This window comes from Segeticoccus rhizosphaerae, assembly GCF_009192725.1.
In the GTDB taxonomy this organism is placed as follows: Bacteria; Actinomycetota; Actinomycetes; order Actinomycetales; family Dermatophilaceae; genus Segeticoccus; species Segeticoccus rhizosphaerae.
Window position 1 is genome coordinate 1 of the sequence record NZ_VOHR01000022.1, and the last position, 26,695, is coordinate 26,695.

Consider the following 26,695-nt stretch of genomic DNA (forward strand, 5'->3'; position numbering starts at 1 on the left):
ACCCTCCCCGACGGTGCCGGCGGCGACCGGTGCGGCCGAGACGACGGTGACAGCGGCTCGGACCGCGGCGGCGCACCCGCGACCCCCCGTGCCGACACGCTGGTCGACGTCCTCGGCTGGCAGGTGCACGGGCAGTCCCCCGTCCGACGGGAGCTCGAGACTGCGCTGGACACGATGCGTGGGGCCGACTTCGAGCTGGCAGAGGAGCGGCTGCAGGACTATGCCCGCACCGTGGCCGGCGTCGCGGCGCTCGATGTCGAGAGCGTGCCGACCGATTCTCCCGAGGCCGCGCTGCGCCACGTCGTGCTCGGCACCCTGCTGATGGAGCCGGTGCTGGCGGCCCTGCGCCGGTTGGCCCAGGAGGACCTCAGCTCGCGCCGCTTCGACTGAGCGCACTGTCGCCAACGCGGCCTCAGGCAGAGGGCGTCAGGGTCTCCCTGTTCCCACCTGACGCCTGCCGCACGCGGGCGCACAACTCGTGCTGCGGTCTCGGGGAACTGGTGCCACTCTGCTAGATGGTGCCCATCCGGACACCCGCTGGAAGTCTGGAGAAACCCATGAAACTGCAGCATCACCACCACCTGTCCGGTCGAACCGCAACGCTGGCCGTCGGCGCCACCATCGCGGCCACGATCACCGCCACCGCGCTGCCCGGGGTCGCCGCGGGCAACGGCCGGGACAATCCGTTGCAGGGAGCCGCCCTGCAGCAGGTCCACCACCACGCCCGGGCGCAGACCCACCCGGCGCTCACCGGCAAGAGCGAGCCGGAGGGAGACGCACTCGAGGTCGCCGACCGCGCGGAGCAGTACACCGCGATGCGCACGGCCCCGGCCGACTCCGTGTCCGCGCGGGCGGTCGTGGCCGCGCGTGCCCACGCCGCATCGATGCCCACCGCCCTCGCGCGCGTCAAGGAAGTGACCGACCGACCACTGCAGGCCGAGCCGACCGGCTACACCGATCCCTACTGGTCGAACGCCGGCTCCGGCTTCGACCTGGTCAGCGGCCGGGTCACCGGTCTCGCCGCCGACGGCAGCACGCTCTACGCCGGGGCGGCCGACGGAGGGGTCTGGAAGTCCACCAACAACGGCCGCACCTGGCACTCCGTCTGGGACGACCAGGGGTCGTTGTCCATCGGCGCGCTCACGATTGGCCCCCGCCACTCGCTGTGGGTCGGCACGGGCGAGGCCAACACGAACTCGGACTCCTACCTCGGCATCGGGGTCTTCCGCAGCACCGACGGCGGACGCAGCTTCGCCCGCGTCGGTGGCGACGAGCTGATGAACGCGCAGGTCTACCGGCTGCGCGACGACCACCACGGGCACCTGTATGCCGCCACGAGCGTCGGCCTCTACCGGCACTCCTCGAGAACCGCGAGCGGCGCCTGGCGGCTCGTGCTCAAGCCGGACCCGAACCCGACGGGCGACCCGTACCGGACCTCGATGATCACCGACGTCGTGATCCGGCCGGGAACCGGTGGACAGACCGTGCTGGCGGTGCTCGGCTGGCGCAACGGATCGCCATACAACGGGTTCTACGTCTCCCACCGGGGAGGTGACGCCGGCAGCTGGAGTGCCATGACCCCCACCGGCGACATCGACACCTCGGACATCGGCCGCACGAGCCTCGCCTACGCAGCGGACGGTTCGCGGCTCTACGCCGTCATCGAGTCTCCGAAGAAGCTCCTCGCGGGCGACGCGACCAATCTGCAGGGCGTCTTCGTCTCGGCGAGCGGTGACCCTGCCGGGCCGTGGACCGAGATCGCCGACTCCGACTCGCTCGGCGCGTCCGGGTCGGCGCTCGAGGGCATGCCGGGATACCACGTGGGCGTGCAGTCCTGGTACAACCAGACGATCGCCGTCGACCCGCACGACCCGATGAAGATGTACCTCGGTCTCGAGGAGATCTTCCAGACGAACAACGGTGGGCAGAGCTTCACCACGGCCAGTCCCTACTGGAACTACGGGTTGGCCTGCGGCACCAGCTGTCCCAAGACGACCCACCCCGACCAGCACGCGCTCGCCTTCACCGGCGACGGCCGGATCGTCATCGGCAACGACGGCGGGGTCTACCGACGCCCGACGTCCGTGGTGGGCTACGGCTCCTGGTCCGACCTCAACGCCGGCCTGCACACGCTGCAGTACTACGGTGCCGCGAACGGCCGACAGCCGAGCCAGCGCGCAGGCGTGGGCTACTGGGGCGGGATGCAGGACAACGGCAGCTCGGTGCTCAAGCCCTTCAGCCGGCTCAACATCGAACCCGCCGGCGGTGACGGCGGCAACGTCCTGGTCGACCCGGGCAACTGGAAGCGTGCGGTCGGCGAGTACGTCTACCTCTCGATGTACAGCACCACCGACGGTGGCCATGACTTCACCACCATCAGCCCCGAGTGCGGCTACTACAACGGGCCGAACTGCGACCCGTCTGCCCGGTTCATCGCCCCGCTCGCGATGGACCCGCACCACACCAACCACTGGGTCGCGGGCGGCAGCAAGATCTGGGAGACGAGGATCGGCTGGCGGACCGTGTGCGGCGGCAACAGCTGCGACTGGAAGGACGTGCACGACCTCGGGCTGGACGGTGCGGGGCTTCCCAACGTCGCCACAGCCATCGCCACGACGGGCAAGACGACGTATGCCGCGTGGGTGGACAGCTCGGGCAACCCCGGACCCACCTTCGCGACCGGGATCGACACGAACTACGGCGGCACGTGGCACCGGCTCGACACCTCAGGGCTGCCGGACCGCTACATCGCCGGCGTCACGGTGGATCCGGCCGATCCGGCGCACGTCTACGCCGTCTTCAACGGCTACTCGAGGCGCTGGGTGCCGGGCGGCGGCCAGGGCGTGGTCTTCGAGTCGCACGACGGCGGCGCGCACTGGACGGACATCACCGGCAACCTGCCGGACGCGCCGGGTGACGCCGTGGTGATGACACACGGCAAGCTCGTGCTCGGCACCGACGTCGGCGCCTTCGTCAGCAGTGCCGGCCACCCCGGCAGCTGGACCCACGTGGCCGGGCTGCCGAACGCGTCCATCAACGCGTTGTCTCCCTCGGCCGACGGCAAGGGCGTCGTCGCCGCGACGCACGGGCGCGGGATCTGGACGATCAGCATCCGCTGACCGTCCGGGCCACGAAGGTCCCGGGGCCGGGCTCAGTGCCGGGCCCCGGGGCCATCGCTTTGCCCCCTACCGGAGGCCGACGGTGACGTAGTACGTCTGGCCGTCGTCCAGGCCCACCCCGACGCGCCACGTGCTGCCGGCCTGCGCCTTGTCCGTCTTCCAGTTGTACTGGTACTCCTTGCCCTGCAGGGTGTAGGTGTCACCGCTGGACACGCCGTCCGTGAGTGCGTCGGCGTTGACCGCGGCGCCGGTGGCGCCGGTCCGCTGCGGCGTGATCCAGCGCGGTGCGCTCCCGGCCTCGACCAGCTCACCCGCCGCGTTGCGCAGCTGGAACTTCATCGGGATCGTCTGACCGGCCTTGAAGACCGCGGTCGACGAGGTGCCCTGGTGGCCGGTGGCGGCGACGGGCTCGAGGAACACCGTGTCCGCCATGGCGTACCGGACGCTGTACGTCGCCGTGGCCACACCGGTGTTGCCGGCCTTGTCCGAAGCGGTGGCCGTGTAGATGAACGTGCCCACACCGCCCGGGGTCCCGCCGGTGCGCTCCCCGGAGCAGGGGCCGGCCAGGCCGCTCGTGCCGTCGGTCGCCGAGCAGGTGGGCGTCGGTGCGGCGCCCAGCTCGTAGACAGCGCCGTCGGTCACACCGCCGACCGAGACGGCCGGTGCCACGGTGTCGATCCGGATGCCGTCCACGGTCGCAGCAGCGGTGTTGCCCGCGTTGTCGAACGCCTTCCCGGTCACCGTGTTGACGCCCTGGGCCGACAGCGTGGCATCGGGCTCGCAGGACCGGATGCCCGAGAGACCCGGCTGGTCCTGGCAGGTGAAGTGCACCCGCACCGGCCCGGCATACCAGCCCGCGCCGTTTTGCTCGGTGGTGGCCGCACCCGCGATGCTCGGCGGCGTCCGGTCGATGAGCACGGTGGCGGTGTGGCGCGATTCGGCGTTGCCCGCCTTGTCGACGCTCCAGTACTCCACGTCGTGCAGGCCCTGCTCCTTCACCGTGATCGATGTGCCGCTCTGCCGCTCCGCCCCGTCGACCCGGTAGTACGTGGCGGCGACCCCGGAGAGCTGGTCGGTGGCGGCGAGCTCCACCGTCACGTCGTCGTTCTGCCACCCGGTCGGTGCGGTCGCCGACGTGCTGGGAGCCGTCCGGTCGATCCGTATGCCGTCCACGGTCACCGTGGTGCTGTTGCCGGCGCGGTCGCTCACCGTTGCGGTGGCCGCGTTGTCGGCGCCCTCTCCCGTCACCGTCGAGGCGGCGGGCACGGCACCGTCCAGCCCGGACAACGGGTCCGAGGCCTTCCAGGCGACCAGGACGTCGCCGCGGTACCACCCGTCGTCGTTCGGTGCCGCGGTCGCCGAGCCGCTGAGCACCGGTGCGGTCTTGTCGACGTTGATGCTGCCGACCACGACGCGCTTGCTGGTGTTGTCCGCCGCGTCCGTTGCTGCGCCACCCACCTCCTGGGCCTCGCCCTCGCCCAGGGTCTTGCTCTCGGGGCAGGACAGGACGCCGGAGAGGCCGTCCTGGTCGGCGCAGGTGAAGCTGACCGTGACGTCGTCCTTGAACCAGCCGTTGCTGTTCGGCGTGGCCGAGAGGTGCCCGGTCAGGGTCGGCGCGCTCTTGTCGATGCTCACGCTCGCCGGGTCGGTCGCAGAGTTGCCCGCGTGGTCGACCGCCGTGCCGAGCACGCTCTGGTGCAAGCCTTCGCTCGTGACCGTCTGCGGCGCGGTGCAGGAGGCGATCCCGGAGCCGCCGTCGGTGTCGGTGCAGGTGAAGGTGACCTCGACGTCGCCGTTGTTCCAGCCACGCTCGTTGGCGAGCGGCTCCTGTTCGTGGGAGATGCTCGGCGCGGTCTTGTCGACCTTGACCTCGAGGTTGCGCACCGCCTCCACGTTGCCGGCCCGGTCGACGCTCCACACCTTGAGCACATGGGTGCCCTCGTCGGAGATCGTGACCTCGGTGCCGCTGACCGGGGCCTGCGAGTCGAGCTGGTAGTGCGTACTGGCCACCTGCGACAGGTTGTCGGTCGCGGTCAGGGTGACCGTGACGTCGTCCTTGCTCCAGTCCGAGATGTCCGAGACCGCCGTGGTCGGGGCGTGCCGGTCGATCTTGACCGCAGGGCTGGTGGTCGTGGTCTCGTTGCCGGCCCGGTCGCGCAGCGACGCGCTGGTCGTCAGTCCGGTGCCCTCGCCGGTGATCGTGCCGTCGCCGGGAAGGGGACCGTCCAGGCCCGAGAGGGTGTCCTCGCCCGACCAGCGGACCGTGACATCGCCGTTGTACCAGCCGTTCCCGTTCGGCTGGGTGGTGACGGCGCCACTGAGCTGCGGTGCCGACTTGTCGATGTTGACCGGTCCGACCGTGACGGCTGAGGAGTTGCCCGCCACGTCCAGGGCGTGGCCCGTGACCTGCTGGTCGCCGCCCTCGCCGAGCGTCTCAGACCCGCTGCAGTCGCCGACCCCGGAGAGGTCGTCGGTGCAGGTGAAGCCCACGGTGACGTCACCGGCATACCAGTTGTTGCGGTTGGGCTCGCGATCGGCAGCGACGGAGATCCGGGGCTTGACCGTGTCAAGGCTGACCTTGGCCACGTCGACCTGGGTGTTGCCGGCCTTGTCGACGGCCGTCCCGGTGACGATCTGGTCCTTGCCGTCAGTCTCCACCTTGGCGGACGGCGAGCAGCTCGCCACTCCGGACGGCCTGTCGTCGCAGGTGAAGTCGACGGTGACCGGAGCGTTGTTCCAGCCCGCCTCGTTGGCGGCCGGAGTGAGGGTGTGCCTGACGGTGGGTCGCGTCAGGTCGATCCGGACCTGGGCGGTCTGCTCCGCCTCGACGTTGCCGGCCACGTCGACGCTGTGGTAGCGCACCTGGTGGACGCCCTCGCCGGACACCGTCAACGCTGTGCCCTGGGCCAGGTCCCCGTCGTCGATCCGGTAGTAGGTGCCGGCCACGGTGGACAGGTTGTCGCCGGCGGTGAGGGTGAGCCTGACCTCGCCGTTGCTCCAGCCATCGGGTGCGTTCACACCCGTGACCGGCGCCGTGCGGTCGATGTTCACTGCTGGGCCGGTGGCGGTGGTGCTGTTGCCCGCCCGGTCCTGCACGGTCGTGGTGGCGGTCAGGCCGCTGCCCTCGCCCGTGATGACGGAGTCCTCCGGCCGGGTGGCGATGCCGGAGCGTTCGTCCTTGGCCTCCCACCCGATGGTGACGTCGCCGCGATACCAGCCATCGGCGTTCGGCTTCTGCATCGGCGCGCCCGTCAGGGTGGGAGCGGTCTGGTCCACGTTGATGCCCATGACCTCCGTGCTGGTCGCGTTGCCGGCCCCATCGACGACGGTGCCGAGCACGCTCTGGCCGGTGCCCTCACCGAGGATGGTGTCAGGCGTGAGCAGGTCGACCCCGGAGCCGCCCTCATCGGCTGCCTCGAAGTGCACGGTGACGTCGGTGTTGTTCCAGCCCGCGTTGTTGGGCGCGGGGGCACGGGTGCCGATGATGGTCGGCGCGGTCTTGTCAATGCTGACGGTCGCCCGGTCGGTGCTGCTGTTGCCTGCCTCGTCGGTGGCCGTGCCCTCGACAACCTGGCCCTGGCCCTCGTCGGTGAGGGTCGTCGGGCCGGTGCAGCTGCGCACGCCCGACAGGTCGGCCTGGTCGTCGCACGTGAAGGTCACCGTGACGTCCGTGTTGTTCCAGCCGTTGCCGTTCTTGGCCGGCGTCTGCTCGTGCGCGATCGTCGGGGCCGTCTTGTCGATCTTGACGGTGGTCGACTTGCTCGCTTCGACGTTCCCCGCGAGGTCCGTGCTGTGGTAAGCGATCTCGTGCACGCCCTCGTCGTCGAGCGTCACGGTGGTGCCGGCGACCTCGTCGCCCCCGTCGACGCTGTAGAACGTCTGGTCGGGACCGGAGAGGCCATCACGAGCCGTGAGCTGGACCCGGACCTCGCCGTTGGACCACCCCGACGGCGCTGCGGCGTCCGTGACGGGAGCGGTCTTGTCGATCTTGACGGGTGCGCTGGTCGCGGTGCTGCGATTGCCTGCCTTGTCGCGGACGGTGGCGGTCGCCGACTGCGCGCCTCCCTCGCTGCTCAGGATGGAGTCCGCCGGCTTGTCGCCGTCGAGGCCCGACAGATCGTCGTTCGCGGACCACTCGAGGGTGACGTCGTGGTTGTACCAGCCGTGCGGGCCGGGCGCCTCGGTCGGCGCGGCGCTGAGCGACGGGGCGGTCTCGTCAACGTTGAGGCCGCTCATCGTCGTGCTCGCGGTGTTGTCGGCGGCGTCGGTGGCGGAACCGGTGACCGACTGGTCGCCGCCTTCGCCGAGGCGCTGCGGCGGCGTCACCCAGGCGGTGCCCGAGAGCGCGTCCTCGCTGCGGAAGGTCACGGTGACGTCGTCGTCATACCAGCCGTTGTCATTGGCGGCCCGATCCGGGCTCCCGGTGATGCTGGGCGCGGTCTTGTCGAGGTCGACGACGGCGGAGCCAGTCGCCCGGTTGCCGGCGAAGTCGATCGCGGAGCCGTTGACCTCCTGGGCGCGGCCCTCGTCCGTCACGGTCTGTGGATCGGTGCAACTCGCCAGGCCCGACAGCTCGGGCTGGTCGGCACAGTCGAAGCGGACCGTGACGTCGGAGTTGTTCCACCCTTGCGCGTTGGCCTCCGGAGCCTGGACCGCGGTGACGGTCGGCGAGCTCAGGTCGACCTGCACGGCGAAGCTCTGCTTCTGCTCGGTGTTGCCCGCAGCGTCGACGGACCAGTACGAGACGGTGTGGCGCCCCTCCGCGCCCACCGTCACGCGGTTGCCCTTGACCGGGTCGGAGCCGTCGACGCTGAAGTAGGTGGTGACCTCGCCGGAGAGGTTGTCGAAGGCGTCCAGGGCAACCGTGGCGGGTGCCTTGACCCACCCGGCAGGCACGTCATGTGCCGTCGTCGTGGGGGCGCTCCGGTCGATCTTGACCCCGGTCACCGTTGCCGTCGTGGTGTGGCCGGCCTTGTCCTGCACGCTGGCGCTGGCGGTGAGGTCGTTGCCTTCGCCCGTGACCACCGAGTTGTCCGGGCACGAGACGACGCCTGACAGGTTGTCGTCGCAGGTCCAGTGCACGGTGACGTCGTCGGTGAACCATCCACCGGAGCCGGGCTCGGTCAGGACCTTGCCGGTGATGGTCGGGGCGGTGAGGTCGACGTTGACGGTTGCGGTGGTCGCAGATCCGGTGTTGCCCGCCAGGTCACTCGCCAGCAGCGTTGCGGTCTGCTGCTCCCCCTCGCCGAAGCGGCGGGGTGCGTCGCTGGTCTTGACTCCTGACAGCACATCGGTGGCCGTCGCGCCGACTGTCACCTCGTGGTCGTACCAACCGGCGGCGTTGGGCTCGGGCAGCGGCGAGAGGCTCACGACCGGCGCGGTCTTGTCGAGGTTGACGGTCGCCGGGTCGCTCGCGGTGTTGCCGGCTTTGTCGCTCACGGTGCCCACCACGGAGATCGCGGCGCCTTCCTTGGACACCGTCTGCGGCTCGGTGCAGCTCGCGACCCCGGAGACGGTGTCAGCACACTGGAAGGTCACCGTCACGTCGGAGTTGTTCCAGCCATCGACGTTGGCCGACGGGTCCTGCGTGTGGCCGATGGTGGGCGCGGTCTTGTCGATGCCGAACTCGACGGTCCGCGCGGTCTCGGTGTTGCCGGCGCGGTCGGTGCTCCAGAACTTCAGTGAGTGGTTGCCCTCGTCGCTGACCGACACCGAGCTCCCGACCACGGTGTCGCCGCCGTCGAGCTGGTAGTAGGTCTTGTTCACCTGCGACAGGCCGTCGCTCGCGTCGAGCGTCAGCGAAACATCGCTCTTGTTCCAGGCCGGAGGTGCGCTGACGGTCGTGACCGGTGCGGTCCGGTCGATGTTGACGGCCGGCGAGGTGGCCTGACGCGTGTTGTCCGCGTTGTCGCGGACGCTCGCGGTGGTGCTGAGGCCCAAGCCCTCGCCGCGGATCACACCGGCGTTCGGCTGCTCGGCGACGCCGGACCCGCCGTCATCGGTGGCGGTCCAGGTCACCGGCACGTCATCGCGATACCAGCCGTCCACCGGGTCACCGCCGACCTCGCCGCGCAGCGTCGGCGCGACGGTGTCGATGTTGATGTCGGAGACGGTTGCCGAGGACGAGTTGCCGGCACGGTCCTGCACCGTCCCGGTGGCCTTCTGGCCCTTGCCGTCCTGGTCCAGGACTCGGGACGCCGGGCAGCTCGTGATGCCGGAGGCGACCACGCCCGGGTCGGTCGGGTCGGTGCAGGTCCAGTCGACCGTGACGGCGGTGTTGTTCCAGCCCTTGGCGTTGGGCACCGGCGTGCGGGCGCCCGTGATCGCGGGGCCGACCTTATCGAGGTGGACGCCGACTTCGCCGTTGCCCGAGTTTCCGAGGAGGTCGGTGGCCGTGGCCTTCTTCGTGCGGATGCCGTTCTCGCTCACCACGGTCGTGGCTGGCTCGGGACCTCCATCGACGCCGACCCCTCCTTCGTTGTCCGTGGCGGTCCACGTGACGGTGACATCGCTGGAGTTCCATCCGGCCTCGTTGGGCTTCGGTGTCAACTGCCCCGTCACGACCGGGCCGGTGTTGTCCAGCATGTATGACGTGTCCTCGCCTACACCATTGCCCTTGCAGTTCGGACTCGACCAGTAGGTGACCGTCACAAACTGCTCACCGTTGCCGGATCCGGCAACAGCCGTGAACGTCGCAGAACTCGAGCCGACGACAGGACCCTGCCCGGTGAAGCCACCGCCGGAGACGGTGATGCAGCCGTTGCTGTTGCCGCCGGTCACCTCGAGGGTGAGCGGTGCACCCAGCTTGGCGAAAAGGTCTCCGGCCGAGTCGGTGTAGGTCTTCTCACCACCGTTGAGCGTGATGGTTGAGCCGCCAGCGGCCGCGATGGCCGGTGGGGCGAAAGCAGCCGTGCCTGTCGCCGCCAGGCTGGCGGTGGACAGGAGGGCCAACAGGCGCCGACGGGCTGAACGCGGGCCAGCGGTGGTGGTCGAGCTTCGCAACACGGCAATCTCCCAGGGGTGGTGACAACTTGCCTGAAGTGAACTGGGAGTTCCCTGCGAAGGGAAGGGATTACAACGCCCACGGGCCGTTCGGCGAAGAGTTGCGGCCGGTTGGCTGACAGCCGCGTCGTCCGTTCGGCCGATGTCCCTGCGGCTACCTGTCTGCCACCCTGAGGGCACGGCACCCGGCACCGTGCCGACCAGCGGCGGCGCCGGGTGCCGAGCGATGCCAAACCTCCTTTCACACCGACGGATCCACGTCGGCCTTCGACACCTGGATGCCTCATGACCCGTCGGATCGCTGCGCTGCTCGCAGTGACACTCGCCCTCGTCCTGTTCGGGGCGCTGCCGTCACAGGCGACCGAGTACCGGCTGCGCACCGCCGTCGACAATCTCCCCGTCGCCAGCGAGTCCAACGCCGGCTACGACAGGACGAAGTTCAAGCACTGGGTCGACGCCAACAAGGACTGCCAGAACACCCGCGCCGAGGTCCTGGCGGCCGAGTCCCGGGTGCGGGCGTCGGGCTGCGCCATCAAGCGCGGCAAATGGGTCTCCTACTACGACCGCAAGACCTACACCTATGCCTCGTCCCTGGACATCGACCACCTGGTGCCGCTCGCGGAGGCCTGGGGGTCGGGGGCCCGCAGCTGGAATGCAGCAACCCGGCAGAGCTATGCCAACGACCTCGGCGACGGAAGGGCTCTCGTGGCCGTCAGCGCGACCGCTAACCGGTCCAAGGGAGCGAGGGATGCGGCCCAGTGGCTGCCCCGTTACGATCGCTGCCGCTACGTCCGCGAGTGGACCGCAGTGAAGCTGCGGTGGAAGCTGACGGTGGACCGCACCGAGAAGGCCGCGCTGAAAAAGGTTGCTGCGGGCTGCAGCAACGTCGTGGTGAAGTGGTCTCCCGCCAGGATCGTCAAGGCCGCACCCACGAGCGGCACATCCGTCACAGAGGTCAAGATCACCAGGATCGTCTACAACCCAGCCGGCAGTGACACCACCGCCAACGCGAGGTACGAGACCGTCGTGGTGAAGAACAGCAGCGCGTCCCGTCGTTACCTGACCGGCTGGCGGCTGAGTGATCTGGCCGGAAACCGTTACACCCTCCCGACGTTCAGTCTCAGCGCGGGCGCATCGGTCACCATCCACTCGAGCAAGGGCAGCAACACCGTCACCCACCTGTATGCCGGGTGGGGCCACACGTGGAACAACACCGGTGACACGGCATACCTGCGCAACAGCGTGGGGACGCTCGCCTCGAAGTGCACCTACAGCGGCGGGGGCTCCTCCGTCACCTGCTGAGTTCGCACGGCGGCGCCGCGATGGCCGCGCACCGGTCGTGTGCGAGGCTAGAAGGGGTCGAAGTGGCTGCGGCAGAAGTCCAGCAGGATGTGGTGCTTCTCGGTCAGACTGGTGCCTCGCGGGTAGGCCAGGACGAAAGCGTTCGTCGGCACATCCTCGGCGATTGGCTTGAACACCAGCGCTTTCCCTTCCTGGGTCACCAGGCCCGGCCATGCCGACAACAACACGGCATACCCGAACCCCCGGCCCACCATGGACCTGATTGCCTCAGTGCTCTCGCTTCGCCAAGCGACGTGGGGTTCCACCCCGACTTCCTGCATCATCGCCAACACGAAGGTGTCCGCTGGCCGCACCGCGGACAGGATGACACTCTCGTCCTGGAGGTCAGCGAGGGACACCGCGTCCTGCCCAGCGAGTCGGTGTCCGGCGGGCAGGAGGACGCCCGGTCGCATCTCGACGACCGATTCGAACTGGACCTGCGGCAGCACGTGCCCCCGCAGGATGAGGACCGCATCGAGCCGGCCAGACAGCAGCGCCTCCTGCAGGTCGGTGGACGAGCCCTCCACCAGGTCGAAGGAAACTGCCGGGTGTTCTTCGGCGAAGTACTGGATGAGCGGTGGGGCAACCCTCGAGGAGTAGGCCGAGTAACACCCAACGCTCATGGGACCGTTCAGCCGTCCTTGTAGCGATTCGCCGAAGGCGGCGAATTCCAGTGTCTCCGAAAGGATCCTGCGAGCGCGGACAGCCAGTATCCGCCCCGCCGGCGTCACGGCGGCGCCCTTGGCCCTGCGTCTGATCACGAGTTGGACCCCAAGACCGCGTTCGAGGTCGCTCAGGGCCAGCGACACCGCAGCCTGCGACACATGACAGTTGGTCGCCGCGCCGCTCAGCGTCCCCGAGTCCGCAATGGCCACGAAGTACTCCAACTGGCGCAGCGTGATCTCACTCATAAGTTCCCCTTAAGAATCACCACAGCAACTTATGTTTTTCAAAACATACCTTCTCCGCCAGTCTGGTGACCAGCGCTTCACAGCGACCAGGCCGCAGACACCGACGTCCGCCCGGCAGCGCCCGAGTCCCACCCACGCCCCTTGAGTCCAGGAGAGCCCATGTCGATCCCACCAACCTTCGACCCATCCGTTCCTCATGTGGTCACGTTGGGCACAGCCGGGGGGCCGCGGTGGTGGCAGGGACCGGCCGCTGGTCGACGGTCCGGCATCGCCACGGCGGTCGTCGTCGAGGGGAAGGTCTACCTCGTGGACTGCGGCGAGGGTGTCGGCACCAAGTTGGTACTCGCAGGCCTCGACATCGCCGACGTCCGTTCCATCTTCATCACGCACCTGCACTCGGACCATACGATTGACCTGCCCAATCTGGTGGTGTGGGGCACCTTGGCGCTCGCAGCCCAGCGTGAGCGGCAGGCTCCGATCCAGCTGGTGGGTCCGGGCGACCGCGGAATGCTTCCGCCGGTCTCCGCGCACGTCAAGGGGATCGCTCCCACCCCTGTGGGGGGTAGCGCTCCGACCCCCGGTGTCCGAGGCACCCTCGAGAGGATCGTGGATGCCTACGCCACCGACCTCAACGACAGGATCTTCGACACCCTGCGTCCCTCTCCGCTGGAATGGTTTCAACCGCGAGAGATCGTCATCCCGGACGGCCTCGACTACCACCCCAACGACAACCCGTCTCCCGACATGGCGCCGATCGAGGTTTACCGCGATGACCTCGTGACCGTGACTGCCGTACTCGTCCAACACCAACCCATGGCGCCGGCCTTCGCGTTCCGCTTCGAGACCGCCCAGGGGTCCGTGACGATCTCCGGTGACACTGCGCCGTGCGACAACCTTGTTCGGCTGGCGCGCGGCACCGACCTGCTCCTGCACGAGGCGATCGACCTGACCGGCATCGCCGACCGTTACCAGGGCGAGGACCCGGCCGCCGTGGAAGCCGGCATGGAGCACCACCGCAAGGCCCACACCACACCCGAGCAGGCGGGCACCGTCGCCGCCAGCGCCGGCGCGAGGGCACTCGCCCTGCACCACCTTGTGCCGAGTACCGCTTCTCCCGACGTCTGGAACGGCGCCCGAAAGACCTTCGACGGCCAGTTCCTCGTTCCGTTTGACCTGGACACCATCCCGTTCGGCGACCCTCGGATCGAGTCATCGCAACCCGGTGAGCTCGCCACAGCTACCAGCTCGCTCTAGCGCGTTCTCCCCCTCCAACAGTTCCCCCACGCCTACCCCCAAGGTGACATTATGACCACAGCAGCATCACCGCCAATCTCCAGTCAGTCCTCCATGCGACGCGTCGTCCTTTCCAGTTACCTGGGCAGCGTGATCGAGTTCTACGACTTCCTGCTCTATGGACTCGCCGCCAGCCTGGTGTTCGGGCACGTCTTCTTCTCCAACCTCTCACCCGCCGTCGGACTCGTCGCCTCCTTCGGGACGCTCGCCGCCGGCTACATCGCCCGGCCGCTCGGCGGCGTCGTCTTCGGACACTTCGGCGACAAACTCGGCCGTAAGTCCATGCTCGTGATGACCATGACCATCATGGGCGTGGCAAGCACGCTCATCGGCCTGCTGCCCACCTACGACCAGATCGGCGAACTGGCCCCGATCCTGCTGATCCTGCTGCGCGTCATCCAGGGCATCGCCGTCGGCGGTGAGTGGGGAGGAGCCGCGCTCATGTCGCTCGAGCACTCCCCAGCCAAGAGCCGCGGCATGATGGCGAGCTTCACCAACGCCGGTGGCCCGTCAGGCGCACTGCTCGGCACCCTGGTCATGACCGCCTTCGCGACCCTTCCGCAGGAACAGTTCCTGTCGTGGGGCTGGCGCGTCCCGTTCCTGCTCAGCTCGGTGCTCGTCGTGGTCGGTCTGGTCGTCCGCCTCAAGGTGGCCGAGAGCCCGGTCTTCCAGGAGGTCAAGCACGACAAGGCCGAGAAGAAGCCGATCATCGAGGTCCTCACCAACCACCACAAGGAGGTGCTGCTGGCGGTCTCCAGCTGCTCCGGCGCCTTCCTGATCCAGGGCCTGCTCGCCACGTTCGCCATCTCGTTGGCCGTCACCAGCGGCGCGAGCAGGACGGCCGTCCTGCTCGCCCACGGAACCGCCTCGTTCCTGCACATCTTCACGATCCCTGCGTTCGCAGCCCTCTCGGACCGCGTCGGACGCCGCCCAGTGATGATCGCCGGCGCCATCGCGGGAGCCGTGATGGCCGTGCCGATCTTCGAGCTGCTCAGGTCGGGATCCACAGCGCTGGTCCTGCTCGCGTTCATCATCGGCAACCCTCTGATCCAGGCCTGCATGTACGGGCCGATGGCAGCCTTCGTCACGGAGATGTTCGGCGCCAAGATGCGCTACACCGGTGCGTCGCTCGGATACCAGCTGTCCACCACTTTGGGTGCGGGCGTTGGACCGCTGGTGGCCAGCAGCCTGTTGGTCTTCGGCGGCGGGAACCCGATCTACGTGGCCGCTCTCGTGGTGGCGGTCTGCCTCGTCAGTGCAGCCAGCATCTACCGGACGCGAGAGTCCTACCGTGCCTCGATCAGCGAGCAGCCACTCGCCTCCGTCGTGGCCAAGGCCGCCTGACCAGCCATTTGCCAGCGTTGCCCTGCGGCGTCCTCGACTCCGCAGGGCAACACTCCCGGCCTGACAAGGAATACGCGTGGAATCGACACCACAGACCACCACCCCCTCACGGCCGGGCACGGCCTCGGACGATCTGGCCGTGCCCGAGCACGACCAGCGCTGGCCAGGGTGGGTTTACGCCGCTGGGGACGACCCCGACTACCGGTTCAGTTTTGCGAACGAGCGGACATTCTTGGCCTGGATTCGGACTGCGCTGTCCCTGCTGGCAGCGGGAGTTGCGCTCAACCACATCGAACTGACCATCTCCCCCGCTGTTCAGAGCACCTTGACCAGCATCTTGGTCCTGCTCGGGATCCTCTGCGCTGTCGCTTCATGGTGGCGCTGGGCACGCGCGGAGCGGGCGATGAGGCGCCACGAACGCCTTCCGGCGCTCCCCATAGCACTGCTTCTGGCCGCGGCAGTGGGCCTCATAGGCACCGTCGTGCTCACGCTGGCCTGACGTGGACCTCGCGCAATCTGGTCTGCAAGCCGAGCGGACTGCCTTGTCCTGGCAACGGACGGCCCTGTCCCTCGCTGTGGCCACGGGCGCCTGGGAGCGCCTGTCGCACCCACAACTCGGCGCCGTGGCCGATGCCGTCACCGTCGTGCTCGCCCTGCTGATCGGCTGGGTCTTTCTGGGGAGCCGGTGTCGCTACCACCGCGCCATCAGCCAGAGCCGCCGGCCACGTCCGAGCAGTGAGGGGGCACCAGTCCTGCTCGCGCTCGTCACCGTCGTGCTGGGGCTGGGGATACTGGCGGACCTTGCGCTCCTGCGTCGCTGAGGTGGCGGCGGCAGGTCCCGAGGTAGCCTTGAACAGATGACGACCGTGCCCTTGACCATCCCAGCTCTCGGGGACCGGTTCGCGCGCGAGCTCCCCGAGCTGGCTGTGGCGTGGCGGGCCGAGGAAGCGCCTGATCCACGGTTGCTCCTGTTGAACGAGGCGCTGGCTGGTGAGCTCGGCTTCGATCCATTGTTTCTGCGCAGTCCCGAGGGGGTGCGCCTGCTGCTCGGCACTGCGCTGCCCGACGGCGCCGCGCCGGTGGCCCAGGCCTATGCCGGGCACCAGTTCGGCAGCTACTCCCCCCGCCTCGGCGACGGGCGGGCCCTCCTGCTCGGCGAGATCGCCGACGCCGAAGGACGCCTGCGCGACCTGCACCTCAAGGGCTCCGGGCGCACTCCCTTCGCGCGAGGTGGTGACGGCCTGGCCGTGGTCGGCCCGATGCTCCGGGAGTACGTCGTCAGCGAGGCGATGCACGCCCTCGGTGTCCCGACCACACGATCCCTGGCCGTGGTCGCCACCGGTCGAACGGTGCGCCGGGAGGGCCTCCTGCCTGGCGCGGTGCTCGCGAGGGTCGCGTCCAGCCATCTGCGTGTCGGCAGTTTCCAGTACGCGCGCAACACCGGCGACCTCGGCCTTCTTCGGCGCCTCGCGGACCATGTGATCGACCGTCACCACCCTGCCGCGGCAGACGCCCAGCGCCCCTACCTGGCGCTGTTCGACGCGGTGGTGGCCGCACAGGCCTCGCTCGTGGCCGAGTGGATGCTGGTCGGATTCGTGCACGGGGTCATGAACACCGACAACATGACGATCTCCGGCGAGACCATCGACTACGGACCGTGCGCGTTCATCGAGGCCTTCGATCCCGCCATCGTCTACAGCTCCATCGACGATGCCGGGCGCTACTCCTACGGCAACCAGCCCATCGCGGCGGAGTGGAACCTTGCCCGGCTCGGGGAGGCCCTCCTGCCGTTGTTGGACGAGCGACCAGAGCAGGCGATCGAGCTGGCCACCGCCTCGCTCGGCGCCTTCCGGACCCGGTACAGCGCGGCCTGGGCGGCCGGCATACGGGCCAAGATCGGCCTGCCCGACGACGACCACGCGGAGTCCTCAGCTCTGGTCGACGACCTGTTCGCCCTGCTGCAGAAGGACCGCGTCGACTACACCAGCTTCTTTCGCCACCTTGCGACCGCGGCCCGCGGCGACGCCGCCCCCGCGCGCGGCATGTTCGGCGACCGAACGGCCTTCGACGAGTGGCTCACCCGTTGGCTCGCCCGCGCGCCGGATGCCGCGTCGATGGACCGCACCAACCCGGTCTACATCCCCCGCAACCACCTCGTGGAAGAGGCGCTGGGCGCCGCGGGCCACGGTGACCTGGCTCCCTGTGAAGAGCTGCTGGACGTGCTCGCCCGCCCCTACCAGGCTCGCCCGGGCCTGGACCGCTACGCGGCCCCTGCCCCCGCGGACTTCGGGCCGTACCAGACCTTCTGCGGCACCTGAGGGTCGGACGGACGCCGGCACCCGCCATACGGATTGGTCTGTATGCCGTTGGGACCCGGGCTCCTGCCCGTCGTGCTCTGGCCCCTTGGCTAAGATCGCGTCGAGGGCCTCGGCCCACTGGTGCATCGTGGCCCGTGAGCCGACGTGACCAATCCTGTCATGAACCGAGCCGGACGTCCCGGCGCGAGAGTGTGAGACGGAGGCAACCATGGCGAGTGAGAATGCTTTCAGCGACGGGTGTGCGTGGGTCGAGGGCGAATACGTGCCGATCTCGGAAGCGAGGGTCCCGATCCTTGACACCGGGTTCGTCCGATCCGACCTGACCTACGACGTCGCTGCGGTGTGGCGGGGCCGTTTCTTCCGGTTGGACGATCACCTGGACCGGCTCTGGCGCGGCTGCGAGCGTCTGCGCATGACGCCCCCGGCGACGCGCGAGGAGGTACGCGCGATCATGATCGAGACCGTTCGCCGGTCGGGGCTGCAGGACGCCTACGTCGAGGTGGTCGTCACCCGAGGTGTCCCCGGCGCCGGGGAGCGTGATCCGCGGCGGTTGACTCCCCGCCTGTATGCCTACGCGATCCCCTACGTCTGGCTCGTGAACCCCGACATGCAGGACCAGGGCGGCGCCGACATCATCGTCGCGCGCACCACGCGGCGCATCCCACCCGGTGCGGTTGACCCGACGGTCAAGAACTTCCACTGGGGTGACCTGGTCCGGGGTCTGTATGAGGCCTATGACAGGGGCGCCTGGCTGCCGGTGTTGACGGACGGGGACGGTTTGGTCACCGAAGGCCCGGGTTTCAACGTGTTCGCGCTGGTCGACGGGGCGCTGAAGACGCCGGAGCGTGGCGTGCTGCTCGGCATCACCCGCAAGACCGCGATGGAGATCGCCGAGAGCTTGGACGTGCCGGTGCATGTCGGTGACCTTCCGGTGAGCGACCTCTATCGCGCCGAGGAGATCTTCCTGACCAGCACCGCCGGGGGCGTGATGCCGGTCGCCAGCCTCGACGGCGTACCCGTCGGCGACTCCAAGGTCGGCTCGCTGACCTCCCGGATCCGTGATCGCTACTGGGATCTGCACTCCGATCCGGCACTGTCGTTCGCCGTGGACTATGGCGAGGCATCCGACCGCGTGGGAACTGCGTCCGTCCGGAGCACGGTGTGATCTCGCTGGCTCAAGGCACGTGAGCGGGCACGTTGGAAAACCGGCCCGCGCCCTCCGGGGAGCGGGACCCGGCTAGCATCCGCAGCATGCCTGACCTCGCACCGACACTCGTGGACCAGCTCGACACCCCGTCCCTGCTCGTGGACCGGGACGTCCTCGACCGCAACATCGAGGCCATGGGTCGGCAGGCGCGCGAGCGCGGCGTCGACCTGCGCCCGCACTTCAAGACGCACAAGTCCGTGCAGATCGCTCAGCTGCAGCTCCAGCACGGCGCGACGGGACTCACCTGCGCGACACTGGGTGAGGCGCGAGTGCTCGCGGACGCCGGGGTGGAGGACATCTTCGTCGCCTATCCGGTCTGGCCCGGCGGCCCCAAGAAGCAGTTGCTGCGCCAGCTCGCCGACCAGGTCACGCTCTCGGTCGGGCTCGACTCCACGGTCTCGGCGGATGCGCTGGCAGGCGCCCTCGGCGCGACACCGGGATCGCTCCGCGTGCTGGTCGAGGTCGACACCGGAGGCCACCGCACCGGAGTGCGCCCGGCGGACGCTGGAGCGCTCGCGGTCCACGCGGCGAGACTCGGCCTCGATGTCGCCGGCGTCTTCACCCACGGTGGACACTCCTACGGCCTCGGCGACGCTCCCCAGCGGGCCGCTCGCGACGAGGTCGACGGCCTCGCGGAGGCAGCAGCAGCCCTGCGCTCGAACGGGGTCGAGCCGCGGGTCGTCAGCGCCGGATCCACCCCCACCGCCATGCTGTCCGCGACCGGCCCGGTCACGGAGGAACGGCCCGGCACCTACGTGTTCGGTGACCGGCAACAGGTCGCCATCGGCAGCTGCCGGGACGCCGACGTGGCCCTGACCGTGGCGTCCACCGTGGTGAGTCGGGCGGTGCCCGGCCAGCTGGTCCTGGACGCCGGCACCAAGTGCCTGGGCCGGGAGACCCAGCCGTGGCTCGAGGGCTACGCCGAGGTCGTGGGCTGGCCTTCGGTCCGGCTCGAGCGGCTCAACGACCACCACGGCGTCGCGACGCTGCACGGCGCGGGCGACGACGCGCCGGGGGTCGGCTCGGTGGTCCAGCTGGTCCCCAACCACGTGTGCCCGACGGTCAACCTCGCCCAGGAGCTGGTGCTCACCCGTGCCGGCGAGATCCTCGACCGGTGGCCGGTCGACGCTCGCGCGCTCGTCTGACGCACCGGACTCGACGGGCTCTCGCAGGTGTACCCCTTGTGTACCCGTTGTGTACCCGCGGCGAAAAGTGGCCGCCGCTCGCGGCCCCTAGACACGACAAAAACCCCCGCTGAGCAGGGGTTTTGTGGTGGTAGCCCCGACGGGATTCGAACCCGCGCTACCGCCTTGAGAGGGCGGCGTGCTAGGCCGCTACACAACGGGGCCCTAGCTGGTGCTGTCCTGACGTGACGTCCGCCAGGCAGCGGAAGAACCATACCGGGTGCGGTGGGGTTTCTCCGAATCGCCCGAGCCTCGCGGCCGGGAACGAACAGCGCTGGGGTACCAGGACTCGAACCTAGACTAACTGAACCAGAATCAGTCGTGCTGCCAATTACACCATACCCCAAGGGGGTATCACCGGTCCGCGCGCCTCGCGGCCTTCGGACGGTGACCCGAGGGCAAACCTTACCGGCCCGGACGCACCCGACCCAAATCCGCCTGCTCCTCTTCCGTCGACTCGCCCGCGGCTCTGTCCTCCGGTCCTCGCCCCTGCAGCCCGAAGTAGGGGCGGCACGCCGCGAACCCCTCGACGCGCACGGTGTCCCCCGCCCCGTCCTCGACCCAGCGGGCGCGACGCAGCCGCAGGTGCACCATCGTGTCCACGCGGTCCCCGCCGTGGTGGATCGTCTCCCCGTTCGGCTCGTAGCCCAACCTCCTCGAGACGGCCAGCGAAGCGTGGTTGTCGTGCCACGCCGAGGAGACCGCATACTCCGCCTCCAGCCACCCGAAGGCCAGCGCCAGCACCGCGGCCCTCGCCTGCACACCCCACCCGCGGCCCCGTGCGCCCGGCACCAACCACGACGCCGAGTCGACCGTGCGGGTGTGCCGGAAGTCCGTCCCCTCCAGCACCTGGCTGCCGACCACTTCGCCTCCGGCAGCCACCACGAAGGGCAGCGCCCAGTCCGCCGGGCTCCACGTCCCCGCCGAAGCCCAGGTGGTCTGTCGCAGCGCGGCAGCGCGGCGCTCGTGGGGGCCCACCCCGTCATACGTGGTGGCCCGCGGGTCGAGCTCGACGTCGTCCGGCAGCACCACGACCAGCGTGCTGAGACCGGCCTCGTCGACCGGACGCAGAACGAGGTCAGCAGTGGTCAGGCGCAGGTCGGTGAAGGGTGTGGTGAGGAACACCCCGAGACTGTATGCCGAGTCCTCGCCTCAGCGTCGTCCCGCGGCTCAGCCCCAGACCGCGCCAGCGAGCAAGTAGCCGCCGAAGGCCGCACCGAGTCCGCACAGCACGCTGCCCGTCACGTTGAGGACGCCGTGCAGGGTCGCGCCCTCCTCGACCAGCCGCAGCGTCTCGTAGGAGAAGGTCGAGTAGGTCGTGAAAGCGCCGCAGAAGCCCGTGCCGAGCAGCAGCTCCACCCGGAAGGCACCCACACCACCGCCCACCGTCGCCCCGACGACGACCCCGAGCACGAAGGACCCCACCACGTTGACCGCGAAGGTCCCCCAGGGAAAGACCGTGTCGTGGCGGGACTGCACAGCACGGTCGGTGAGGTAGCGCAGCGGTGCCCCGACCGCCGCGCCGGCCGCGACCAGCAGCAGGGTCACCCGTCCTCCTCACCCGGCCGGCCGGCATACCGCACGACCTCGCACGGCTCCAGGGTCACCAGCCCCTCGAGCTCCAGCTCCGCGAGCTCGGGCAGGAATGCCTCGATCCGCTCCCTGCTGTCGACCACTACCACGATGACCGGCAGGTCCTCGGACAGCGACAGGATCCGCGTGGTGTGGATGTGCCGGGAGGGCCCGAATCCCTCGATCCCGCGCACCACCGTGGCGCCCGCGAGCCCGAATGCGTGGGCCCGGTGGACGATCTCGGTGAAGACCGGCTTGTGGTGCCAGGTGTCGGACTCGCCCACCATCACGGTGAGCCGGGTCGCGGGTCCGTCGAGCGTCATGTGTTGTCCTCGCGAAGTATCGGAGGCCGGGGCCCCGGCGAAGTATCGGTGCGGAGCGGAGAACTTCGTGCGGTGGCAGGGAAGTGGAGAACGTCGTGGGGTGTGGTCATGTCAGCCTCCTGGTGACGAGCCACCGCGTGCCGGCCGCGGCGACCCACACCGCGACCAGGGCGGCCACCGGCGTGGCCACGAGATAGACGAGTCCGAGCACGGGCGTGCCGGACGTGAGCAGGCCGTGGCCGTCCACGGCATACGTCGAGAAGGTCGTGAAGCCGCCGAGCAGACCGGTGGCGAGGAAGGGCCGCAGCAGCGGCCGCGGCGTCCACACATCGGTGACGAGGACGAGGAAGACGCCGATCAGAGCGCACCCCACGACGTTGACGCCGAACGTGGTCACGGGGAAGGTGCCGTGCCCGGTCGGCCAAGCCACACCGGCAAGGTAGCGGCACACCGCCCCCACGGCGCCGCCGATCGCGACCACACCGACGGTCGCGAGGGTGCGTCGGCGCTCGACCCGCCGCCTGGCGCGCAGCCGTGCACGAGCCAGTCTGGAGCGCTGCACCGACTGCGTCACCCGGATCGCTCCTCGCCCTCCCCGGCCGCCGCCACGAGCCCGATGACTTCGGCGAGGGAGGTGATGACCGGTATGCCGTGTGCTTCCGCGAGCGCGTCATCCTCCGTGCGGTGCTGGTCCTGTCGTGGACCGTGCGGCCCCTCCCGGCGCAGCCACACGCCGACGAGCCCGGCCTTCACCGCCCCGAGGGCGTCGACCTCGATGTGGTCTCCGACGTAGACGGTCTGGCTCGGCACGGATCCCAAGAGCTCGCAGGCGTGTTCGAAGACCCGAGGGTCGGGCTTGCCGAAGCCCAGGCTGTCGGTGGTGACGACCATCGTGAAGTCCTCGGCCAGCCCCGTCAGCTGCAGCTTGCGGGCCGTGGCCTGGCCGTCGGAGTTGGTCAGGGCCCCGATCCGGACCCCCGCGCCGGCCAGCTCGTCGAGGGCCGGCCGGACGTCGGGGAAGGCCCGTAGGCACCGGGCGAAGGCCGGCGAGTAGGCCCGCTCGAACCGGCCGGCCATGTCCTCGACCGGGCGGAGCCCGAGGGTGTCGATCATGGCGGCGATCCTGGCCTCACGCATCCGCGCGAAGGTCAGCTCGCCTGTGACGAAGCGGTCGAAGTAGCCGCGCGGGTCACCGTGGAAGATCAGTCCGCCCCGGGTGTGCACCTCGGCTCCCGCCTCCGGCCAGAGCGCGGCCACCGCGGCGGTGCCGGCCGCCACCATCGCGGCCCGGGTGTCGACGAGGGTGTCGTCCACGTCGAGCAGCAGGGAGCCGGCGCTGGCGGTCATCGGCTCAGAGGGTGGCCCGGAAGGAGCGCAGCCGGGCCAGGGTCGACTCCCGGCCGAGGATCTCCATGGACTCGAACAGCGGCGGCGAGACACGCCGGCCGGTGATGCCGACCCGCAGCGGTCCGAAGGCAAGCCTCGGCTTGATGCCCAGGCCGTCCACGATCGCGGCCCGCAGGGCGGCCTGGATGTCGTCGGCCGCCCACGAGTCCAGCGACTCGAGAGCCGGCAGCGCTGCGTCGAGGACCTGTGCCGGGTCGCCCTTGAGCGAGGCGACGGCATCGTCCTCGACCAGGACGTCCTCGTCGGCGACGAGGAGGAACGCGAGCATCCCCTCCGCCTCCGAGAGCAGCTGCATGCGCTCCTGCACCAACGGGGTGGCGGCCCGCAGCAGCGCGAGCTGCTCGTCGGTCGGCTCGCCCTCGATCACGCCCACCCGCCGCAGGTGGGCCACGATCCGGTCTGCGAGGTCGTCGACGTCCAGGGCTCTGATGTACTGGCCGTTGAGCCACTCGAGCTTGTCGAGGTTGAAGATCGCGCCCGCGCGCTTGACCTTGTCCCACTGGAAACGCTCGGTGAACTCGGCGAACGTGAAGATCTCGCGCTCAGACCCGTCGGCCTCGACGATCGGCGGGTAGCACTGCAGGGCAAGGAAGTTCACCAGCGCCTCGGGCAGGTAGCCCTGCTCACGGAACCAGGTGAGCCGGGCCCACGGGTTGCGCCGCTTGCTGATCTTCTTCTTGCCCGACTCGAGCAGCTGCGGCATGTGGGCGAACTTCGGCGGCTCCAGGCCGAGCATCTGGTAGAGCAGCGTGTGCTTGGGAGTGCTCGACATCCAGTCCTGGCCGCGCACGACGTGGGTGATGCCCATCTCGTGGTCGTCGACGACGACGGCAAGGTGATAGGTCGGGAAGCCGTCGGCCTTGAGGATGACCTGGTCGTCCGGGCGCGGCGCGCTGGACCGGCCCATGACCAGGTCGTCCCAGGTCAGGTCGACGTCCTCGGGCACGAGCATCCGCACCACGGGCGTCTGCGTGAAACCGGGCAGCTCGGCCCGCTCCTCGCGGGTCTTCCCGAGGCAGAGCCGATCGTAGCCGGTCGCCTGCTTGAGCTTCTGCTGTCGTTCGCGCATCTGCGTGAGCCGCTCGGCCGAGCACCAGCAGTGGTAGGCCTTGCCCTCGGCGAGCAACCGGTCGACATACGGCTGGTAGGTCTCCAAGCGCTCGGACTGGCGGTAGGGCGCGAAGGGGCCGCCCTTGTCCGGTCCCTCGTCCCAGTCGAGCCCGAGCCAGTGGAGAGTGTCGTAGACCTGCTCCTCGGCGCCCTCGACGAGCCGCTTGCGGTCGGTGTCCTCGATCCGCAGGACGAACTGGCCACCCTGCTGGCGCGCGTAGGCCAGGTCGAACATGGACATGTAGGCCGTGCCGACGTGCGGGTCACCGGTCGGTGAGGGGGCAACGCGCAGGCGGGGGCCGGTCAGGGTCGAGGCAGGGGTCGATGCAGTCATGGTGGCCCTCAGCCTAGTGAAGCGCTGTCGGTCTCCCCAGCGGGCTCAGGACATCAGCGCGAGAGTGACCGACTCCTGCAGCCAGGTGAGGAAGTCGTAGTAGGCCGACAGCAGCAGCACGGGGTCGTCCTCGTCCTCCTGCTCGGCCAACGCGAGCTTCTCCTGCAGGGCCTCGGCGTCCTCGTCGGTGCGCAGGCCGAGCCGCTCCCCGAGGACCAGCCGGACGTCGGTGAGCGCCATGGCAACCGCCTGGGCCTGGCCCTGGTCCAGGGAGACCTTGGGCGGGTCCGCCGCCAGGAGAGCGTCGATCGCCTCCTGCAGGTTGCCCGCCTTGCGGCTGCGCAGCCCCCGCTCGGTCAGCCTGCGGAACTCGTCGGCGATCTCGTCGTCTTCGCGGTTGGCGCGGGGAACCAGCCGCTCCAGCGCCGGGTCGCGAGGTGTGTCCAGGCTCGAGGCGTCGTCGGGCGTGACGGGACCGAGGCTCGCGACGAGGTCGTCGAAGGGATCGCCGGTGCTCGCCTGCTCGGGAGGCGCGATCAGGTCGCGGGTCTGGGTCAGCAGGGCGCAGACCACCTGCAACTCGGCCTCGTCGAGCTTGGCGACGAAGTGATCACCCTTGCGCTGGAAGGCTCTGGCCACTCACTCGTCCTTGCTGAAGGTGGCCCACAGCCCGTAGCCCTGCAGCGCCTCGGTGTCGCGCTCCATCTTCTCGCGGGTGCCGTTGGAGACGACCGCCTTGCCCAACTGGTGCACGTCGAGCATCAATCGTTCCGCCTTGGCCCGGGAGTAGCCGAAGTAGGTCTCGAAGACCCAGGTGACATAGGACATCAGGTTGACCGGGTCGTTCCACACCAACGTGATCCACGGGGTGTCCGGCCGGACGTCGGGAGCGACGTCGGCCTCCTGCTGCTCGGCGGGCGCGATGGACACAGGCCCCAGCGTAGTTGCTGCGAGGTGGCGTCATCGATGACGCCACCTCCCAGCAACAGTGGAGGGCACGAACGTGCCGGTAGGCTCCCGGCGTGAACCCGACAGCCAGCACGGCGCTGCTCACCGACCACTACGAGCTGACCATGCTCGAGGCAGCCCTGGCCAGCGGTGCCGCCGAGCGGCGCAGTGTCTTCGAGGTCTTCGCGCGCCGACTGCCCGAGGGGCGCCGCTACGGAGTAGTGGCGGGAACGGGACGGCTGGTCGAGGCGCTGCGCGACTTCCGGTTCGGCGAGGCCGAGCTGGATCGGCTGCGCACCGCGGGGGTGGTCAACCGGCAGACCCTCGACTACCTGTCGGACTACCGGTTCTCCGGCGACGTGTGGGGCTACGCCGAGGGCGAGTGCTTCTTCCCCGGCTCACCCATGCTCATCGTCGAGGCGCCCTTCGCCGAGGGCGTCCTGCTCGAGACGCTCGTGCTGTCGATCCTCAACCACGACGCCGCAGTTGCCTCTGCGGCCTCGCGGATGGTCGGCGCCGCGGCCGGCCGACCCTGCATCGAGATGGGGTCGCGCCGCACCCACGAGTGGGCGGCCGTGGCCGCCGCCCGCGCGGCATACGTCGCGGGCTTCTCCACAACCAGCAACCTGGAGGCCGGGCGCACGTATGGCGTGCCGACCGCGGGCACGAGCGCGCACGCCTTCACCCTCGTGCACGACGACGAGCGACAGGCCTTCGAGGCGCAGGTCGCCAGCCTCGGGCCGGGGACCACCCTGCTGGTGGACACGTATGACGTGCCGCGCGCCGTGCGCCTGGCCGTCGAGATCGCGGGACCGCAGCTCGGCGCGGTGCGGATCGACTCCGGCGACCTGCTCGTCCAGGCGCGCGAGGTGCGCGAGCAGCTCGACTCGCTCGGGGCCACGAACACCAGGATCGTCGTGACCTCCGACCTGGACGAATACGCCATCGCCGCACTGGCGGCCGCGCCGGTCGACTCCTACGGCGTGGGCACCTCGCTGGTGACCGGGTCTGGTGCGCCGACGGCGGGCCTGGTCTACAAGCTGGTCGCGCGCGAGGGCGCCGACGGCTCGCTGATCGGGGTCGCCAAGAAGAGCAAGGACAAGCTGTCGATCGGCGGCCGCAAGTATGCCCTGCGCCGGTTGAACCGTCGCGGGGTCGCCGAGGCCGAGGTGATCGGGATCGGGGACGCCGCGGTCGACGACGGCGACGACCGGTCGCTGCTGGTGCCACTGGTGCGGGACGGCGAGGTCGTCGCCGCCGCCGACCTCGCGGCCGCCCGGGC

At 69.6% G+C, this 26,695-nt stretch carries 20 protein-coding genes, 2 tRNA genes and 1 pseudogene; 11 read left to right on the forward strand and 12 right to left on the reverse strand.

All coding sequences use genetic code 11. From position 1 onward, the window contains the following. Both FRW57_RS23935 and FRW57_RS03545 read left to right on the forward strand, forming a co-directional pair. Positions 1-390 (forward strand): annotated as a pseudogene (locus tag FRW57_RS23935) (hypothetical protein); the annotation flags it as partial. 167 nt (positions 391-557) lie between these two features. Continuing rightward, positions 558-3,119 carry a WD40/YVTN/BNR-like repeat-containing protein gene (locus FRW57_RS03545; protein ID WP_152185319.1) on the forward strand — a complete coding sequence of 854 codons (2,562 nt, stop codon included), beginning with the start codon at positions 558-560 and terminating at the stop codon, positions 3,117-3,119. A gap of 66 nt (positions 3,120-3,185) precedes the next feature. Here the strand turns inward: FRW57_RS03545 and FRW57_RS03550 are convergent, their stop codons facing one another. Then, positions 3,186-10,124, reverse strand: coding sequence for an OmpL47-type beta-barrel domain-containing protein (locus FRW57_RS03550; protein WP_152185320.1), 6,939 nt, complete (start codon positions 10,122-10,124; stop codon positions 3,186-3,188). Positions 10,125-10,406: 282 nt separating this feature from the next. Here FRW57_RS03550 and FRW57_RS22955 point away from each other — a divergent pair, with 282 nt between their 5' ends. Continuing rightward, positions 10,407-11,423, forward strand: coding sequence for a lamin tail domain-containing protein (locus FRW57_RS22955; protein WP_137121805.1), 1,017 nt, complete (start codon positions 10,407-10,409; stop codon positions 11,421-11,423). A gap of 47 nt (positions 11,424-11,470) precedes the next feature. On the opposite strand, the gene FRW57_RS03560 is transcribed toward FRW57_RS22955, so the two are convergent. Continuing rightward, positions 11,471-12,373, reverse strand: coding sequence for a LysR family transcriptional regulator (locus tag FRW57_RS03560; protein ID WP_137121804.1), 903 nt, complete (start codon positions 12,371-12,373; stop codon positions 11,471-11,473). A 159-nt stretch (positions 12,374-12,532) separates the two neighbouring features. Here FRW57_RS03560 and FRW57_RS03565 point away from each other — a divergent pair, with 159 nt between their 5' ends. From FRW57_RS03565 to FRW57_RS03595, 7 genes are all read left to right on the forward strand, one after another. Next, on the forward strand, positions 12,533-13,627 hold the full coding sequence (locus tag FRW57_RS03565; RefSeq protein WP_137121803.1) for an MBL fold metallo-hydrolase: 1,095 nt from the start codon (positions 12,533-12,535) through the stop codon (positions 13,625-13,627). A 93-nt stretch (positions 13,628-13,720) separates the two neighbouring features. Beyond that, positions 13,721-15,010, forward strand: coding sequence for an MFS transporter (locus FRW57_RS03570; protein WP_238384697.1), 1,290 nt, complete (start codon positions 13,721-13,723; stop codon positions 15,008-15,010). Positions 15,011-15,149: 139 nt separating this feature from the next. Further along, positions 15,150-15,509 (forward strand): YidH family protein, encoded by a 360-nt coding sequence (locus tag FRW57_RS03575; RefSeq protein ID WP_152185321.1) that lies wholly within the window; start codon positions 15,150-15,152, stop codon positions 15,507-15,509. A gap of 1 nt (position 15,510) precedes the next feature. Further along, positions 15,511-15,831 carry a DUF202 domain-containing protein gene (locus tag FRW57_RS03580; protein ID WP_137121800.1) on the forward strand — a complete coding sequence of 107 codons (321 nt, stop codon included), beginning with the start codon at positions 15,511-15,513 and terminating at the stop codon, positions 15,829-15,831. 36 nt (positions 15,832-15,867) lie between these two features. Then, positions 15,868-17,328, forward strand: a complete 1,461-nt coding sequence (locus FRW57_RS03585; protein WP_137121799.1) for a protein adenylyltransferase SelO — start codon at positions 15,868-15,870, stop codon at positions 17,326-17,328. 208 nt (positions 17,329-17,536) lie between these two features. Continuing rightward, entirely contained in the window at positions 17,537-18,493 is a 957-nt protein-coding gene (locus FRW57_RS03590; protein WP_137121798.1) for an aminotransferase class IV, read from the forward strand. 86 nt (positions 18,494-18,579) lie between these two features. Next, the gene (locus tag FRW57_RS03595; RefSeq protein ID WP_137121797.1) at positions 18,580-19,680 is read left to right on the forward strand and encodes an alanine racemase; all 1,101 of its coding nucleotides are present in this window, start codon (positions 18,580-18,582) and stop codon (positions 19,678-19,680) included. Between the two features lie 128 nt (positions 19,681-19,808). On the opposite strand, the gene FRW57_RS03600 is transcribed toward FRW57_RS03595, so the two are convergent. The 10 genes from FRW57_RS03600 to clpS form a co-directional block, all read right to left on the reverse strand. Next, a tRNA-Glu gene (locus FRW57_RS03600) sits at positions 19,809-19,884 on the reverse strand. 109 nt (positions 19,885-19,993) lie between these two features. Then, positions 19,994-20,065, reverse strand: a tRNA-Gln gene (locus FRW57_RS03605). A 59-nt stretch (positions 20,066-20,124) separates the two neighbouring features. After that, a complete protein-coding gene (locus tag FRW57_RS03610) occupies positions 20,125-20,844 on the reverse strand; it encodes a GNAT family N-acetyltransferase (RefSeq protein ID WP_137122101.1) in 720 nt (239 codons plus the stop codon). A 45-nt stretch (positions 20,845-20,889) separates the two neighbouring features. Continuing rightward, a complete protein-coding gene (gene crcB / locus FRW57_RS03615) occupies positions 20,890-21,267 on the reverse strand; it encodes a fluoride efflux transporter CrcB (protein ID WP_137122100.1) in 378 nt (125 codons plus the stop codon). Further along, positions 21,264-21,614: a DUF190 domain-containing protein gene (locus FRW57_RS03620; protein ID WP_137122099.1), complete on the reverse strand. Its 351-nt coding sequence runs from the start codon at positions 21,612-21,614 to the stop codon at positions 21,264-21,266. Before FRW57_RS03620 ends, crcB begins: the two co-directional genes overlap by 4 nt. A 106-nt stretch (positions 21,615-21,720) precedes the next feature. Then, positions 21,721-22,188 carry a fluoride efflux transporter FluC gene (locus FRW57_RS03625; protein ID WP_202911571.1) on the reverse strand — a complete coding sequence of 156 codons (468 nt, stop codon included), beginning with the start codon at positions 22,186-22,188 and terminating at the stop codon, positions 21,721-21,723. Then, a complete protein-coding gene (locus FRW57_RS03630) occupies positions 22,185-22,961 on the reverse strand; it encodes an HAD family hydrolase (RefSeq protein WP_137122098.1) in 777 nt (258 codons plus the stop codon). The genes FRW57_RS03625 and FRW57_RS03630 overlap by 4 nt, the downstream gene beginning before the upstream one ends. 4 nt (positions 22,962-22,965) lie before the next feature. Continuing rightward, complete coding sequence (gltX, locus tag FRW57_RS03635) at positions 22,966-24,465, reverse strand: glutamate--tRNA ligase (RefSeq protein WP_152185322.1); 1,500 nt, start codon at positions 24,463-24,465, stop codon at positions 22,966-22,968. A 45-nt stretch (positions 24,466-24,510) separates the two neighbouring features. Beyond that, complete coding sequence (locus FRW57_RS03640; protein ID WP_137122096.1) at positions 24,511-25,104, reverse strand: DUF2017 domain-containing protein; 594 nt, start codon at positions 25,102-25,104, stop codon at positions 24,511-24,513. Continuing rightward, the gene (gene clpS, locus FRW57_RS03645) at positions 25,105-25,395 is read right to left on the reverse strand and encodes an ATP-dependent Clp protease adapter ClpS (RefSeq protein WP_137122095.1); all 291 of its coding nucleotides are present in this window, start codon (positions 25,393-25,395) and stop codon (positions 25,105-25,107) included. It abuts the gene before it with no gap. 143 nt (positions 25,396-25,538) lie between these two features. Here clpS and FRW57_RS03650 point away from each other — a divergent pair. Further along, a partial coding sequence (locus FRW57_RS03650; protein ID WP_238999276.1) for a nicotinate phosphoribosyltransferase occupies positions 25,539-26,695 on the forward strand: 1,157 nt, incomplete at its 3' end.

Bases quoted from the DNA above. Each gene is read 5' to 3' on its own strand.
- FRW57_RS03545 (WP_152185319.1), top strand. From the start codon at position 558: ATGAAACTGCAGCATCACCACCACCTGTCCGGTCGAACCGCAACGCTG.
- FRW57_RS22955 (WP_137121805.1), top strand. From the start codon at position 10,407: ATGACCCGTCGGATCGCTGCGCTGCTCGCAGTGACACTCGCCCTCGTC.
- FRW57_RS03560 (WP_137121804.1), bottom strand. From the start codon at position 12,373: ATGAGTGAGATCACGCTGCGCCAGTTGGAGTACTTCGTGGCCATTGCG.
- FRW57_RS03565 (WP_137121803.1), top strand. From the start codon at position 12,533: ATGTCGATCCCACCAACCTTCGACCCATCCGTTCCTCATGTGGTCACG.
- FRW57_RS03570 (WP_238384697.1), top strand. From the start codon at position 13,721: ATGCGACGCGTCGTCCTTTCCAGTTACCTGGGCAGCGTGATCGAGTTC.
- FRW57_RS03585 (WP_137121799.1), top strand. From the start codon at position 15,868: ATGACGACCGTGCCCTTGACCATCCCAGCTCTCGGGGACCGGTTCGCG.
- FRW57_RS03590 (WP_137121798.1), top strand. From the start codon at position 17,537: ATGGCGAGTGAGAATGCTTTCAGCGACGGGTGTGCGTGGGTCGAGGGC.
- FRW57_RS03595 (WP_137121797.1), top strand. From the start codon at position 18,580: ATGCCTGACCTCGCACCGACACTCGTGGACCAGCTCGACACCCCGTCC.
- FRW57_RS03620 (WP_137122099.1), bottom strand. From the start codon at position 21,614: ATGACGCTCGACGGACCCGCGACCCGGCTCACCGTGATGGTGGGCGAG.
- FRW57_RS03630 (WP_137122098.1), bottom strand. From the start codon at position 22,961: ATGACCGCCAGCGCCGGCTCCCTGCTGCTCGACGTGGACGACACCCTC.
- gltX (WP_152185322.1), bottom strand. From the start codon at position 24,465: ATGACTGCATCGACCCCTGCCTCGACCCTGACCGGCCCCCGCCTGCGC.